Genomic DNA, 13,391 nt, shown 5'->3' with positions numbered 1-13,391 from the left:
GCATGCGTTCCACCCAGGATAGAACGGGCGGCGTAGGAACGGCCTCAGGGAGCGGGGGGCGACTTCGGGACACATCCGGACATCACGCGTAACTCGCGTCCGCCGAATACCACGATTTTCGCGATTCCAGCGGTGGGCCACGCCGGGCGCCACGGGCGCCGATCGCGGCGGGCACCAGAAGCAACAGGCCCGGCACCGGTTCGGCCGGTCCGGTGACGTAAGTCCGCGTTCCGGTCCACGACAGCGCCGAGCCGGGCCGACCACGGCCCACCCGAGCACCGCGACGAGCCCGTACCTCCGGAGCGGCAGCGGCCGTGGGACGGCCAGGCCCGCAGATGCTCGGGCGGCGGAGGGACGGCAACGGCGTACGACCGGGCATCCGGGGAGGCTGCGGGCGTGATCACCGCCGGGCGGGGCCGGGATCTATCCGGCGGGGGCCGCCCCGGCAGGGTCACCCGGCGAGGTCCTGGCCGTGACCAGCCGGACGGCCCACCGGTAGTGCCCGACGGCCTTGGTGACGCCGATCAGCCCGGCGATCCACAAGAGGGTGCCCGCGCCCATCAGGTACACGACCTCCGCGTACGTGTCCCGCCCCTGGCGTGCGGACGCGGGCGTCTCCAGGGACAGCCACAGACCGAACGCCCCGGCCAGGAACGAGATCAGCAGCCAGCACAGACTCACGCCCGGCAGCCGCAGGCGCGCGTCGTGCACCGGGTCGCTCGCCAGCGCCGCCCACTGACGCGTCAGCGTGCGCACCGCGCGGTCCCGGCGCAGCAGCAGAGCGAGGACGATCCCGCAGGCGGTCATGACGCCGAGACCGAACGCCGCGAGGAGCCCGCCCATGATCATGCCGAGCGGATCGACGACCTCCTCGGCCAGCGCCCGCACGGCCTGGCCCGCCAGCAGCCAGCCGAACTGCACCCCGGCGACGAGCAGCAGGAACTGCGCGAGCCGACCGAACCCCATGCTGCGGCCCACGAGCCAGCCGAGGATGCCCGCACGGTCGGCGAGCAGCGCCTGGTCGTCGGGCCAGGTGCGGATGTGTACGGGGGGTGGAGGCGGCGGCAGCGTGGGCGCACGGCGAGACATACGGCGAGCTTATTGCCCGGCCCCCGCCCGCCCGGTGCGGGCCGCCCGGTCCTCCAGCAGGGCGCGTTCCCGCTCGTTGCGGGTCAGCGAGGCCGCCCGTACGAACTCCGACCGCGCCTCCTCCGTACGCCCCAGCCTGGCCAGCAGATCGCCGCGCACGCTCGGCAGCAGGTGGTAGCCCTTGAGCGCGGGCTCCGCCGCCAGCGCGTCGACCAGCGCCAGAGCGGCCTCGGGCCCGTCGGCCATCGAGACGGCGACCGCGCGGTTCAGCTCCACGACCGGCGAGGGGGTGAGCGCGGCGAGACGCCCGTACAGCGCGGCGATCGCGGCCCAGTCCGTGTCCCCGTACGTCGCCGCCCGCGCGTGGCACGCGGCGATCGCGGCCTGGAGGGCGTACGGGCCGGGGGCGCCGTCCAGCGTGCTCGCCCGGGTCAGGGCCTCGACGCCACGGCGGATCAGCCGCCGGTCCCAGCGCGAGCGGTCCTGGTCGGCGAGCAGGACGGGCGCGCCGTCGGGGCCGGTACGGGCGGCCGTACGGGACGCCTGGAGCTCCAGCAGGGCCGCCAGGGCGTGCACCTCGGGCTCGTCGGGCATCAGGCCGCTCAGTACGCGCGCGAGGCGCAGCGCGTCCTCGCAGAGTCCGGGGCGCAGCAGGTCGTCCCCGGCGGTGGCGGAGTAACCCTCGTTGAAGACGAGGTAGATGACCTCCAGCACGGACGCGAGGCGCGCGTCGCGCTCCGCGCCGTACGGCACCTCGAAGGGCACCCCGGCCTTGGCGAGGCTGCGTTTGGCGCGCACGATGCGCTGGGCGACGGTCGGCTCCGGCACCAGATAGGCGCGGGCGATCTCGTCGGTGGTGAGTCCGCCGAGCAGCCGCAGGGTGAGGGCGACGCGCGCCCCGGTGGACAGCACGGGGTGGCAGGAGACGAAGACGAGCCGCAGCAGGTCGTCGTCGATGTCGTCCGGCTCGGCGGGTTCGGGCGGCGGCGCCGTCTCCTCCAGGGTGCGGCCGACCTCGGCGAGCTTGCGCTTGTACGTCTCGCGGCGGCGTACGAGATCGATGGCGCGGTGCTTGGCCGTGGCCATGAGCCAGGCTCCCGGTCTGTCCGGGACGCCCGACTCCGGCCACTGTTCCAACGCGGCGACCAGGGCGTCCTGCGCCAGTTCCTCGGCGATGCCGACGTCCCGCACGATGCGCGTGACGGCGGCGATGATCCTCGCCTGCTCGATCCTGAACACCGCTTCCACCGCGCCCGCGCTGCCGCTGTCTGCCGTCACGGCCACCCATCAGAACACCGAGGGCGGACGGACGCCAACGCGGGAGCGGCGCGCGGGCCGGCGGTTACTCGCCGATCTCGCGCACCTGGACCGAGATCGTCCAGGTGTCCTCGTGGACCTGCAGGAACCTCTTGCTCCACTCGACGGCCTCGGCCTGGTTCTTGGCCTGGAGGATCGAGTACCCGCCGATGACCTCCTTGGCCTCGGTGAAGGGCCCGTCGGTGACGGAGATCTTCCCGCCGGACCACAGGACACGGGTGCCCTGCGCGGACGGCGTGAGCCCGGCGGTCTCCAGCATCACGCCGGCCTTGTTCATCTCTTCGATGAGCGCGCCCATGCGGTCCATGAGTTCGGGGCTGGGGCCGTCGGAGGGAACGTTGTTCTCGTCCAGGTGGATGGTGGTCAGATAGCGCGGCATGGTGGCTCCTCGGTGTGCGTGGGGGCGGGATGTTCCCCGCCTCTCACCCTTGCGTCGAACGGGCGGGGGCGGGATCGACACACGCCGCGAGATCCGGTGGAGGTTTCTTCCCCGAGCCCCGCACGGGCCCGGCCGCTACTGCGCCGTCTCGAACCGCCAGCGGTGCACCGGGCGGGCCAGCAGTTCGTCGGCCGGGGCCGGGATCTCGGGGAGTCGCGCGTCGTACGGGGCGTCCCACCAGGTCATCACCAGTACCCGGCCGCCCGGCGCGGTGAGCGTCTCGCGGCGTTCCGGGGACGGGTCGAGTGCCCGCGAGCGCGCCCACTCCAGCAGTTCGGCGCCCCGGCCGGGCGCGGCCTTGGCCTCCCACATCAGCGCGACGGTCATGAGTAGAGGTTGTCCTTGCTGACCTCGTGCACATGGTCGTGGCCGTGCGCGTGCCCCTGTCCCGGTACGTGCGTCTCGGTCACCGGCAGCGAGGAGTCCGCCGACAGGTCCCAGTGCGACGCGGGCCGGTTCCGCGCCACCATCTCCGCACCGAGCGCCGCGACCATCGCGCCGTTGTCGGTGCACAGGCCGGGCCGGGGCACCCGCAGCCGGATGCCCGCCCGCTCGCAGCGCTCGGCGGCCAGCGCGCGCAGCCGGGAGTTGGCGGCGACGCCGCCGCCGATCATCAGGTGGTCGACGCCCTCGTCCTTGCAGGCGCGTACGGCTTTTCGGGTCAGCACGTCCACCACCGCCTCCTGGAAGGACGCGGCCACGTCCCGTACGGGCACGTCCTCGCCCGCCGCGCGCTTCGCCTCGATCCAGCGGGCGACGGACGTCTTGAGCCCGGAGAAGGAGAAGTCGTACGGGGCGTCGCGCGGACCGGTCAGTCCGCGCGGGAAGGCGATCGACGCGGGGTCGCCCTCACGTGCGAGCCGGTCGATCACCGGGCCGCCGGGGAAACCGAGCTGGAGCACGCGGGCGATCTTGTCGAAGGCCTCACCCGCCGCGTCGTCGATGGTCGCGCCCATGGGGCGCACGTCGGCGGTGATGTCCGGCGCGAGCAGCAGCGACGAGTGCCCGCCACTGACGAGCAGCGCCATCGTCGGCTCGGGCAGCGGCCCGTGTTCCAGCTGGTCGACGCAGATGTGCGAGGCGAGGTGGTTCACGCCGTAGAGCGGTTTGCCGAGCGCGTACGCGTACGCCTTCGCCGCCGAGACGCCGACCAGCAGTGCGCCGGCCAGTCCGGGGCCGGCCGTGACCGCGATCCCGTCGAGGTCGCGGGCGCTCACCCCCGCCTCCTTCAGGGCGCGCTCGACGGTCGGCACCATCGCCTCCAGGTGCGCTCGGGAGGCGACCTCGGGGACGACGCCGCCGAAGCGGGCGTGCTCGTCGACGCTGGAGGCGATGGCGTCGGCGAGCAGGGTCGTGCCGCGGACGATGCCCACGCCCGTCTCGTCGCACGAGGTCTCGATACCGAGGACGAGGGGTTCGTCAGCCATGGATCCCAGTTCTTCCTTGTCCGTGGGGGCCGTCCAGCAACGACAGGCGCATGACGAGCGCGTCGACGTTGCCCGGCTGGTAGTAGCCCCGGCGGAAGCCGACGGGCTCGAAGCCGAAGCGCTCGTACAGCTTCTGCGCGCGCGGGTTGTCCACCCGTACTTCGAGCAGCACCTCCTCGCACTCGAAGGCGGTGGCGTGCTGGAGCAGATCGGTGAGCAGCCGGGAGCCGAGCCCGGTGCCCCACTGGTCCCGGGCGGCGGCGATGGTCTGTACGTCGCCGAGGCCGCCGGCGGCGGCGAGTCCGGCGTAGCCGACGATCCGCCCCTCGGGGGTCTCGGCGACGACGTAGCGGCGGGTGGCGGCCGGGCCGCGCGCGTGGGCCAGTTCGGACCAGAACATGCCGGGCGACCAGGCGTCCTCGGGGAACAGGTCGTACTCCAGGGCGAGCACGGTCTCGATGTCCCACCAGCGCATCTCGCGCAGCGCCGGGCCGCTCGGGCCGGCGCCGCGCCCGGTGATGTCGGTCGCGTCGATCACCGGGGAGTGACCACCTTGTAGTTCTTGGGCACCTGCGCGTCGGGGCGGCGCAGATAGAGCGGCAGCGGCGGCAGGAATCCGTCGGTGTCGCCCGCCGCGAGTCTCTCCGCGGCCAGGGACGCGAGCGCGGCGGCCGACTGGTGCGCGGGGGTACGGGTGTCGGGGAACGCGTCCGGGTAGAGCGCGCCGCCCGCCCCGACGACCGGCAGTCCGGCCAGCTCGGCAGCGATGTCGGCGGGCCGGTCGACGGCGGGCTCGGTCAGCCGCGTACGGGAGTCCGCGTACCGCGCCCAGTAGACCTCCTTGCGGCGCGCGTCCGTCGCCACCGCGAAGGGCTGGTCGAGTCCGGCGGCGTACGCGAGTCCGTCCAGCGTGCACAGCCCGTGGACCGGCACCCCGAGGGTCGAGCCGAAGGCGGCGGCGGTGACGAGGCCGACGCGCAGTCCGGTGTACGGGCCGGGGCCCACGCCGACGACCAGGTCCGTCACGGCGCCGAGCGCGAGACCGGCCCCGGCGAGCACACGGTCGACGGCGGGCAGCAGCAGCTCCCCGTGCCGGCGCGCGTCGACCTGACTCTCGGCGGCGAGGACGGAGACACCGTCGTGCAGGGCGACGGTGACGGCGGGGGTGGCGGTATCAACGGCGAGCAGGAGCACACAAACAGCCTACGGCTCCCGGCACCGGGCACGGCGCCCTGTCCCCTCTCCCGCCTGCTGCTACCGTCACCACCGAGACGTACGTACGAGAGGTGGATCAAGGTGTCCAGGAGCAGCTCGGGATTCGTGGCCGGGCTCACCGCGCTGGCCGTCGCCGGTGTCGGTTTCCTCGCGTACCAGGCGTCGGCGAACGTGCCGGACCAGTTCGCGGCGCCGAAGAAGCCCGGCTCCTCGGCCTCCGCCTCTCCCGCGCCGGAGAAGAAGAAGGACGCGCACGCGGTGCCCGCGAAGTCGGGCAGCGGTCCTCGCGTCGTCTACGCGCTGGACGCGAAGCGTGTGTGGCTGGCGGGCGGGGCGGGGCAGAAGCCGCGGACCTTCGTGGTCATGCCGAGCACGGTGAGCCCGCCGCCGGGCACCTACAAGGTCACGTCGCGGTCGGAGAAGGTCACCGGGTCGGACGGGGTGGACATCGAGCACGTGGTGCGGTTCGCGAGCGTGGACCAGGTCGCGATCGGGTTCAGCTCGGCGGTCGACGGGTCGATGGCGAGCCCGGATCCGACGCTGAGGACGGGTGGCGTGCGGATGAGTACGGCGGACGGCGACGCGATGTGGGCGTTCGCGACCGTCGGTGCGAAGGTCGTCGTCGTCCCGTAGCCCCGAACTCCTGTGGCAAGTGGCAGTCAAATGCGTGGCGCTCCGCGGTCACGGCGCGCTACGCGGCGTCCTCTGCGTCCGCGTCGCCGCGCACCCCGGCCGGGCTCTCGGTCGGCGGGGTCGATACGACGCTGGCCGCCGCGCACGATGCCAGCAGATCGCTCATCGACACGGACGAGGGATCGGGAGACTGGACCGTCGGCTCCGACGGTCGCGCTTCGGTGCTCTCTGATGCCGGCATGGATGCCTCCTGAGGCTCCGGGGGCAAGCGTGGTTAGGCAGACCTAACCAAATCTCGTTTACCATGTGACCACGCGCCGCACGGCACACGCAAGAGTTTACCGACGTCTTGTCGGAAAGCACGGACGCACGGTCGCCGTGGGAGTCCCCGGCGGTGGGCTCAGGCGGCCAGTGAGGCCAGGTCGACGCCGGACCAGCGCCCGCCGATGCCCGTGAGGGTGACCTCGCGCCGGTCGTCCTGCGCGGCGAGCGGATCCACGGCCCCCACGAGACGGTCGATCACCACGTGCAGCCGGTCGTCCGACAGCTCCTCGACCTTCCCCTCGCCCCACTCCACGACCACCACCGAGTCCGGCAGCGACACGTCGAGGTCCAGATCCTCCATCTCGTCCAGGCCGCCGCCGAGCCGGTACGCGTCCACGTGCACGAGCGGCGGTCCCGAGGTCAGGGAGGGATGGACCCGGGCGATGACGAAGGTCGGCGACGTGACCGCGCCGCGTACGCCGAGCCCGGCGCCCAGTCCACGGGTCAGCGTCGTCTTCCCGGCGCCGAGTTCACCGGTGAGCATCACCAGGTCGCCGGGGCGCAGCAGAGCGGCGAGCCTGCGGCCCAGCTCGCTCATGCGTTCAGGTGAGTCGACGGTGACACGGGCGGTGGTACGGGCCGTGGCGGCCGTGCGGTCGCCGGTCTCAGCTGCCGGGCTGTGCGGTGCTTCCATACGAACCCACGTTAGTGGCTGCCGGGACGGCGCCCACCCGTACCAGCAGGTCGGCGAGCCGGTCGGTGACCGCCTCCGGATGCTCCAGCATCACGAGATGGCCGGCGTCGGGCACTATCACCAGCTCGGAGTCCGGCAGCAGGTCCGCGATGGCCTCGCTGTGCGAGCTGGGGGTGACGAGATCGCGGTCCCCGGCCAGCACCAGCACCGGGATGTCCATGAAGCCCGGCAGCGCGTCCGACTTGTCGTGCTCGGTGAACGCCGGGTAGAACTCCGCCACCACATCGATCGGCGTCCCCTCGATCAGCCGCTCGGCGAACCGCGCGACGGCCGGGTCCACGTCCTTCGAGCTGAACGAGTAGCGCTTGATCAGCCCGGCGAAGAGATCGGCGGTGGCCCGCCGGCCCCGTTCGACCAGCTCGGTCTGCGAGCCGAGCGCCTTCAGCACGCCGGGCAGTACGCGGCGTACGGCGTTCACCCCCGCCACCGGCAGCCCGAAGCTGACCTCGCCGAGTCTGCCGCTGGAGGACCCGACGAACGCGGCGCCGACGACCCGGTCCCTTACGAGTTCGGGGCAGTGGCCCGCGAGGGCCATCATCGTCATACCGCCCATGGAGTGGCCGACGAGGACGACCGGGCCCTCGGGCGCGGCCTCGCCGATGACCGCCCCGAGGTCGCGGCCGAGCTGGTCGATGGAGACGGGCACGGCGTCCGGGCCCTGCTGCGCGGCGCCCCGGCCGGAGCGGCCGTGGCTGCGCTGGTCCCAGAAGACGGTCCGCACCAGACCGCGCAGCGCGGCGCGCTGGAAGTGCCAGGAGTCCTGGTTGAGGCAGTAGCCGTGGCTGAAGACGACGGTGACGGGCGCCGGGGCCTTGCGGCCGAAGAGCCGTCGGCGGCGCGGGGCGCCCGCGCCGGTCTCCGGGTCGACGTCGTCGACCTCGAAGTACAGCTCGGTGCCGTCGTCGGCGACGGCCGTGCCGGGGGTGCCGCGCAGCGCGCCGTACGGCCCCGCCGAGTCGAGTGCGAGCCGGGCCTTCTTCCGCATGCCCCGGCCCACGGTCAGCCGCTCGATGGCGACACCCGCCGCGGCGCCGGCGGCGATCACGCCTATCGCCGTCCCGGCGACACCCGCCAGCCGCCAGTTGCCTCCGCCGTTGGCGGCGTCGGCCGCCTTCGCGGCGGCCGACGCCAGGTCCCCCGCTGTGCTCTCGCTCAACGTCCCGCTCCTCGTCCGTCTCCGCCGACACCCTCTTCTTGCCCATCCGCGCCGTCCACATAGACGCGGGGAACGCGCGGACCGATCCGGGTCACGATCTCGTACGCGATGGTGTCGGCCGCCTCGGCCCAGTCGGCGGCGGTCGGCTCACCCCGGTCACCGGGCCCGAACAGGACGGCGGGCGCGCCCTCCCGGACGGCGTCGGCGTCCGGGCCGGTACCGAGGTCGACCACGAACTGGTCCATGGCGATCCGGCCCGCCACCCGCCGCACCTCCCCGCCGACGAGCACGGGGCCCTTGCCGGACGCGTGGCGCGGGACGCCGTCCGCGTATCCCAGGGGGATCAGGCCGAGGGTCGTCTCGGCGGGGGTGCGGTACCGGTGGCCGTAACTGACGCCGTGGCCCTCGGGGACCCTCTTCACCAGCGCCACGGACGCGGTGAGCGTCATCACGGGCCGCAGCCCGAACTCCGCGGAGCTGCCCAGTTCGCAGCTGGGTGAGATGCCGTAGAGCGCGATGCCGGTCCGTACGAGATCGAAGTGCGACTCGGGGAGGGTGAGGGCGGCCGGGGAGTTCGCGATGTGCCGGACCTCGGGCTCGATGCCCGCCTTCTCGGCGTACGCGACCAGTTCGTGGAACACATCGAGCTGCGCGGCGGTCGACGGGTGGCCGGGCTCGTCCGCGCACGCGAAGTGCGACCACAGGCCGGTGACGCGGACGGTGCCAGCGACCTCGGCGGCGCGGGCCGCGGCGACGAGTTCGGGCCAGTCGGCGGGCTGGCACCCGTTGCGGCCGAGTCCGGTGTCGGCCTTGAGCTGGATCCGCGCGGTCCGCCCGGCCTCCCGCGCGGCCCGCGTCACCTCGCGCAGGGCCCACATCGCGGAGACGGACATGTCGAGACCGGCCTCGATGCCCTCGCGCCAGGGGTCGCCGGGGGTCCACAGCCAGCACAGGATCGGGGCCCGGATCCCGGCGTCACGCAGCGCGAGCGCCTCGTGCGGCGTCGCGGTCCCGAGCCAGAGCGCCCCGGCGTCGAGCGCGGCCCGCGCGCAGGGCAGCGCGCCGTGCCCGTAGGCGTCGGACTTCACGACGGCCATCAGGCCGGCGCCGGGCGCGAGGCGCGCCCGCAGGGCGCGGACGTTCCCGCGGAGCGCGCCGAGATCGATCTCGGCGCGCCCCCGAAGGGCTGAGGTATGAACGGTTCCGGTCATCCCCGACAGTCTCTCAGAGCCACCCGTCCCACCTGGGAGGGTCCACCGCCGGCCGAGCCGCACCCGCGGCCCGTCCGGCGATCGAGGACGAACGGGGTCCAGGCTCCGGGGGCCCGGGGAATGCTCAGCCCTCCTCCGACACGTCCCGCCACGCCCCCCGCAGCGCCGCCCCCACGTCCTCCGCGCTCACCGGCGCCCCCCGCGCCGCGCTCCGCGCCGCCAGACCGTGCAGATACGCCCCCACCGACCCCGCGTCCCGTGCCCCGAGGCCCGCCGCGAGCAGGGAGCCCGTCAGACCCGAGAGGACGTCGCCGCTGCCCGCCGTGGCCAGCCAGGGGGTGCCCGTGGGGTTCACCCGGACGGGGAGCGCGGTGTCCGGGTCGGCGACCAGGGTCGTCGAGCCCTTCAGCAGCACCGTCGCGCCGTAGCGGGCGGCCAGTTCCCGTACCGCGGTCAGCCGCGCCGACTCGACCTCCTCACGGGGCACCTCCAGCAGCGCCGCCGCCTCCCCCGCGTGGGGGGTGAGCAGCGTGGGGGCCGTACGCGCCCGTACGACCCCGGCGTCCAGCCCGCGCAGACCGTCCGCGTCGACCAGGACCGGCACGTCGGACGCCAGCGCGTCCCGTACGCCCGGCTCCTCGCCCAGACCGGGACCGACCACCCAGGCCTGGACGCGGCCCGCCTTCGCCGGCGGACCGGCGTGGACCAGCGTCTCGGGGAAGCGGGCGACGACCGCGTCCCCGGCGGGCCCGACGTACCGCACCGCCCCCGCGCCGCCGTGCAGCGCGCCCGCCACCGCGAGCACCGCCGCCCCCGGATAGCGCGCCGAACCGGCCACGACCCCGACGACACCGCGCCGGTACTTGTCACTCTCGCCCGTCGGCACCGGCAACAGCCGCGCCACATCCGCGTGTTGGAGCCCCTCCAGCTCCGGCACCGGCGGCAGCACCGCGCCGAGCCCGATGTCGACGAGCCCCACGGCCCCCGCGTACTCGCGTGCCGGGTCGATCAGATGGGCGCACTTGTACGTGCCGAAGGTCAGCGTCACATCCGCGCGCAGCGCATCCCCCACCACCTCGCCGCTGTCCGCCTCGACCCCGCTCGGCAGGTCGACGGCCACGACCACCGCGTCCGAGTCACGCGCCGCGCGTGCCAGGGGTACGGCGTCGGGCCGCAGCCCGCCGCGCCCGCCGATGCCGGTGATGCCGTCCAGGACGAGGTCGGCGGCGGCCAGCGCGTCGAACGGGCCGGAGGGGGCGGAGGTGTTGTCGACGAGCCGCCCGCCCGCGCCCGACAGCGCCGCCAGCCCGCCCGCGTGCGCGCGCCCCGCCGCCAGCAGGACGGCCGTCACCGCTGCCCCGCGCCGCGCGAGCCGGGCCCCGGCGTACAAGGCGTCGCCGCCGTTGTCGCCGCTCCCGACGAGCAGCACGACCCTCGCCCCGTACACCCGCCCTCTCCGCCGCAGCAGATCCGCGCACGCGGCGGCCAGTCCGGCGGCCGCGCGCTGCATCAATACGCCGTCGGGGAGCCGGTCCATCAGCTCCCGCTCGGCGGTCCGTACGGTCTCCACGCTGTACGCAGTACGCATGCCACGAGTCTGCCGCACCGGACGCGGCGTCACCCCTCCGCGATCACCACCGCCGACGCGATCCCGGCGTCATGACTGAGCGACACGTGCCAGGCCCGCACGCCCAGTTCCGCCGCCCGCGCCGCCACGGTCCCCCGTACCCGCAGCCGGGGCTGCCCGCTCTCCTCGACGTACACCTCGGCGTCCGTCCAGTGCAGCCCGCCCGGCGCGCCGAGCGCCTTGGCCAGTGCCTCCTTGGCCGCGAAGCGGGCGGCCAGTGAGGCGATACCGCGCCGCTCACCGCTCGGCAGCAGCAACTCCGGCTCCGAGAACAGCCGGTCGGCCATGGCCGGTGTGCGCTCCATTGCCGCCGCGAAACGTTCGATCTCCGCGACATCGATCCCCACCCCGATGATCACTGCACTGCCCCATCTCTCACTCGCCGTGGCTCACTCCACCGTCACGGACTTCGCCAGATTCCTCGGCTGGTCCACCTCGTTGCCGCGCGCCGTCGCCAGTTCGCAGGCGAAGACCTGCAACGGCACCGTCGAGACCAGCGGCTGAAGGAGCGTAGGCGTCACCGGGACACGGATGAGATGGTCCGCGTACGGCACCACGGCCTCGTCCCCCTCCTCCGCGATCACGATCGTCCGCGCTCCCCGCGCCCTGATCTCCTGGATGTTCGACACGATCTTGTCGTGCAGCACCGAACGCCCGCGCGGTGAGGGTACGACGACCACCACCGGCAGGTCCTCCTCGATCAGCGCGATCGGTCCGTGCTTCAGCTCGCCGGCCGCGAAGCCCTCGGCGTGCATGTACGCCAGCTCCTTCAGCTTCAGCGCGCCCTCCAGCGCCACCGGGTGGCCGACGTGCCGCCCCAGGAAGAGCACCGTGCGCTTGTCGGCGAGGGAGCGCGCCAGCTCCCTCACCGGCTCCATCGTCTCCAGCACGCGCTCGACCTCGCACGAGATGCGCGACAGGTCACGGATCACGGCGCGGATCTCGTCGCCGTACTCGGTGCCGCGCAACTGCCCCAGATACAGCGCGACCAGATAGCAGGCCACGAGCTGCGTCAGGAACGCCTTCGTGGACGCGACCGCGACCTCGGGGCCCGCGTGCGTGTAGAGGACGGCGTCCGACTCACGCGGGATGGTCGAGCCGTTGGTGTTGCAGATCGCGAGGACGGTGGCGCCCTGGTCGCGCGCGTGCCGCAGCGCCATCAGCGTGTCCATCGTCTCGCCGGACTGCGAGATCGCGATGACGAGGGTGCGGGTGTTCAGGATCGGATCGCGGTAGCGGAACTCGCTCGCCAGCTCCACCTCGCACGGAATGCGCGTCCAGTGCTCGATGGCGTACTTCGCGATCAGCCCGGCGTGGAAGGCGGTCCCGCACGCCACGACGACGACCTTGTCGGCGGCCCGCAGCACACGGGAGGGGATCCGCACCTCGTCCAGGGTCAGCGAGCCCTCGGCGTCGATACGGCCGAGGAGGGTGTCGGAGACGGCCTTGGGCTGCTCGGCGATCTCCTTGAGCATGAAGTAGTCGTAGCCGCCCTTCTCGGCGGCCGAGGCGTCCCAGTCGACGTGGTAGGCGCGCACGTCGGCCGGCGCGCCCTCGAAGTCGGTCACCGTCACACCGTCGCGGCGCAGCTCCACGACCTGGTCCTGGCCCAGTTCGAGCGCGGAGCGGGTGTGGGCGATGAAGGCCGCGACGTCGGAGGCGAGGAACGACTCGCCGTCGCCGACGCCCACCACGAGCGGCGAGTTGCGGCGCGCGCCGACGACGACGTCCGGCTCGTCCGCGTGCACGGCGACCAGGGTGAACGCGCCCTCCAGCCGCCCGCACACCTGCCGCATCGACTCGGCCAGCTCACCGCACGAGGACAACGCCTCCGCGAGCAGATGCGCCACGACCTCCGTGTCCGTCTCGGAGGCGAGGTCGTGGCCGCGGTCGGTCAGCTCGGCGCGCAGCGCGGCGAAGTTCTCGATGATCCCGTTGTGCACGACGGCGACGCGGCCCGCGTTGTCGGCGTGTGGGTGGGCGTTGGCGTCGGTCGGGCCGCCGTGCGTGGCCCATCTCGTGTGCCCGATACCGGTGTTGCCGCTCGGCAACGGCCGCTCCACCAGCGCCTTCTCCAGATTGACGAGCTTGCCCGCCTTCTTGGCCGAGGCCAGCCCGCCGTCGGCGAGGACCGCGACACCGGCCGAGTCGTAGCCGCGGTATTCGAGCCGCTTGAGACCGGCGATGACCACATCGAGCGCCGACTGTCCGCCGACGTAACCCACGATTCCGCACATGGTCGGCAGCCTACGGCGGCCG

The 13,391-nt window shown here is 73.5% G+C and carries 15 protein-coding genes; 1 reads left to right on the top strand and 14 read right to left on the bottom strand.

Features of this window, described 5'->3' with window-relative positions; translation table 11 throughout:
* Positions 1–423: 423 nt before the first annotated feature.
* The 7 genes from SSPS47_RS20880 to tsaB all read right to left on the bottom strand — a co-directional run bounded on the left by SSPS47_RS20880 (position 424) and on the right by tsaB (position 5,466).
* Positions 424–1,089 carry a hypothetical protein gene (locus SSPS47_RS20880; protein WP_164252376.1) on the bottom strand — a complete coding sequence of 222 codons (666 nt, stop codon included), beginning with the start codon at positions 1,087–1,089 and terminating at the stop codon, positions 424–426.
* A 9-nt stretch (positions 1,090–1,098) separates the two neighbouring features.
* A complete protein-coding gene (locus SSPS47_RS20875; protein ID WP_164252374.1) occupies positions 1,099–2,373 on the bottom strand; it encodes a sigma-70 family RNA polymerase sigma factor in 1,275 nt (424 codons plus the stop codon).
* 58 nt (positions 2,374–2,431) lie between these two features.
* Positions 2,432–2,785: a YciI family protein gene (locus SSPS47_RS20870; RefSeq protein ID WP_164252372.1), complete on the bottom strand. Its 354-nt coding sequence runs from the start codon at positions 2,783–2,785 to the stop codon at positions 2,432–2,434.
* Between the two features lie 135 nt (positions 2,786–2,920).
* The gene (locus SSPS47_RS20865; protein WP_164252370.1) at positions 2,921–3,172 is read right to left on the bottom strand and encodes a hypothetical protein; all 252 of its coding nucleotides are present in this window, start codon (positions 3,170–3,172) and stop codon (positions 2,921–2,923) included.
* The gene (gene tsaD / locus SSPS47_RS20860; protein ID WP_164252368.1) at positions 3,169–4,272 is read right to left on the bottom strand and encodes a tRNA (adenosine(37)-N6)-threonylcarbamoyltransferase complex transferase subunit TsaD; all 1,104 of its coding nucleotides are present in this window, start codon (positions 4,270–4,272) and stop codon (positions 3,169–3,171) included. Before tsaD ends, SSPS47_RS20865 begins: the two co-directional genes overlap by 4 nt.
* A complete protein-coding gene (rimI, locus tag SSPS47_RS20855; protein ID WP_147874524.1) occupies positions 4,265–4,747 on the bottom strand; it encodes a ribosomal protein S18-alanine N-acetyltransferase in 483 nt (160 codons plus the stop codon). Before rimI ends, tsaD begins: the two co-directional genes overlap by 8 nt.
* Positions 4,748–4,806: 59 nt before the next feature.
* Positions 4,807–5,466, bottom strand: coding sequence for a tRNA (adenosine(37)-N6)-threonylcarbamoyltransferase complex dimerization subunit type 1 TsaB (gene tsaB, locus SSPS47_RS20850; RefSeq protein ID WP_164252366.1), 660 nt, complete (start codon positions 5,464–5,466; stop codon positions 4,807–4,809).
* 126 nt (positions 5,467–5,592) lie between these two features.
* On the opposite strand from tsaB, the gene SSPS47_RS20845 reads away from it, so the two are divergent.
* Positions 5,593–6,120, top strand: coding sequence for a hypothetical protein (locus SSPS47_RS20845; RefSeq protein WP_164254780.1), 528 nt, complete (start codon positions 5,593–5,595; stop codon positions 6,118–6,120).
* A gap of 58 nt (positions 6,121–6,178) precedes the next feature.
* Here SSPS47_RS20845 and SSPS47_RS20840 read toward each other — a convergent pair whose 3' ends face one another.
* The 7 genes from SSPS47_RS20840 to glmS form a co-directional block, all read right to left on the bottom strand.
* Complete coding sequence (locus SSPS47_RS20840; protein WP_164252364.1) at positions 6,179–6,361, bottom strand: hypothetical protein; 183 nt, start codon at positions 6,359–6,361, stop codon at positions 6,179–6,181.
* 159 nt (positions 6,362–6,520) lie between these two features.
* Positions 6,521–7,078 carry a tRNA (adenosine(37)-N6)-threonylcarbamoyltransferase complex ATPase subunit type 1 TsaE gene (gene tsaE, locus SSPS47_RS20835; protein ID WP_164252362.1) on the bottom strand — a complete coding sequence of 186 codons (558 nt, stop codon included), beginning with the start codon at positions 7,076–7,078 and terminating at the stop codon, positions 6,521–6,523.
* Positions 7,050–8,294, bottom strand: coding sequence for an alpha/beta hydrolase (locus SSPS47_RS20830; RefSeq protein ID WP_164252360.1), 1,245 nt, complete (start codon positions 8,292–8,294; stop codon positions 7,050–7,052). Before SSPS47_RS20830 ends, tsaE begins: the two co-directional genes overlap by 29 nt.
* Complete coding sequence (gene alr / locus SSPS47_RS20825; RefSeq protein ID WP_164252358.1) at positions 8,291–9,505, bottom strand: alanine racemase; 1,215 nt, start codon at positions 9,503–9,505, stop codon at positions 8,291–8,293. Before alr ends, SSPS47_RS20830 begins: the two co-directional genes overlap by 4 nt.
* A 124-nt stretch (positions 9,506–9,629) precedes the next feature.
* The gene (locus tag SSPS47_RS20820) at positions 9,630–11,093 is read right to left on the bottom strand and encodes an NAD(P)H-hydrate dehydratase (protein WP_164252356.1); all 1,464 of its coding nucleotides are present in this window, start codon (positions 11,091–11,093) and stop codon (positions 9,630–9,632) included.
* A 29-nt stretch (positions 11,094–11,122) separates the two neighbouring features.
* Positions 11,123–11,491: a holo-ACP synthase gene (locus SSPS47_RS20815; protein ID WP_147874322.1), complete on the bottom strand. Its 369-nt coding sequence runs from the start codon at positions 11,489–11,491 to the stop codon at positions 11,123–11,125.
* A gap of 30 nt (positions 11,492–11,521) precedes the next feature.
* Positions 11,522–13,369, bottom strand: coding sequence for a glutamine--fructose-6-phosphate transaminase (isomerizing) (gene glmS / locus SSPS47_RS20810; protein WP_164252353.1), 1,848 nt, complete (start codon positions 13,367–13,369; stop codon positions 11,522–11,524).
* Between the last annotated feature and the right edge of the window lie 22 nt (positions 13,370–13,391).

The sequence above is a fragment of the Streptomyces sp. S4.7 genome (assembly GCF_010384365.1).
In the GTDB taxonomy this organism is placed as follows: Bacteria; Actinomycetota; Actinomycetes; order Streptomycetales; family Streptomycetaceae; genus Streptomyces.
The sequence above is the reverse complement of the archived record's forward strand: the minus strand, read 5'-3'. Positions and strand labels throughout refer to the sequence as shown.

Excerpts from the sequence above, each read along its gene's own strand:
- SSPS47_RS20880 (WP_164252376.1), bottom strand. The coding sequence starts at position 1,089 with ATGTCTCGCCGTGCGCCCACGCTGCCGCCGCCTCCACCCCCCGTACAC.
- SSPS47_RS20870 (WP_164252372.1), bottom strand. The coding sequence starts at position 2,785 with ATGCCGCGCTATCTGACCACCATCCACCTGGACGAGAACAACGTTCCC.
- SSPS47_RS20865 (WP_164252370.1), bottom strand. The coding sequence starts at position 3,172 with ATGACCGTCGCGCTGATGTGGGAGGCCAAGGCCGCGCCCGGCCGGGGC.
- tsaD (WP_164252368.1), bottom strand. The coding sequence starts at position 4,272 with ATGGCTGACGAACCCCTCGTCCTCGGTATCGAGACCTCGTGCGACGAG.
- rimI (WP_147874524.1), bottom strand. The coding sequence starts at position 4,747 with ATGCGCTGGTGGGACATCGAGACCGTGCTCGCCCTGGAGTACGACCTG.
- SSPS47_RS20840 (WP_164252364.1), bottom strand. The coding sequence starts at position 6,361 with ATGCCGGCATCAGAGAGCACCGAAGCGCGACCGTCGGAGCCGACGGTC.
- tsaE (WP_164252362.1), bottom strand. The coding sequence starts at position 7,078 with ATGGAAGCACCGCACAGCCCGGCAGCTGAGACCGGCGACCGCACGGCC.
- alr (WP_164252358.1), bottom strand. The coding sequence starts at position 9,505 with ATGACCGGAACCGTTCATACCTCAGCCCTTCGGGGGCGCGCCGAGATC.
- SSPS47_RS20820 (WP_164252356.1), bottom strand. The coding sequence starts at position 11,093 with ATGCGTACTGCGTACAGCGTGGAGACCGTACGGACCGCCGAGCGGGAG.
- glmS (WP_164252353.1), bottom strand. The coding sequence starts at position 13,369 with ATGTGCGGAATCGTGGGTTACGTCGGCGGACAGTCGGCGCTCGATGTG.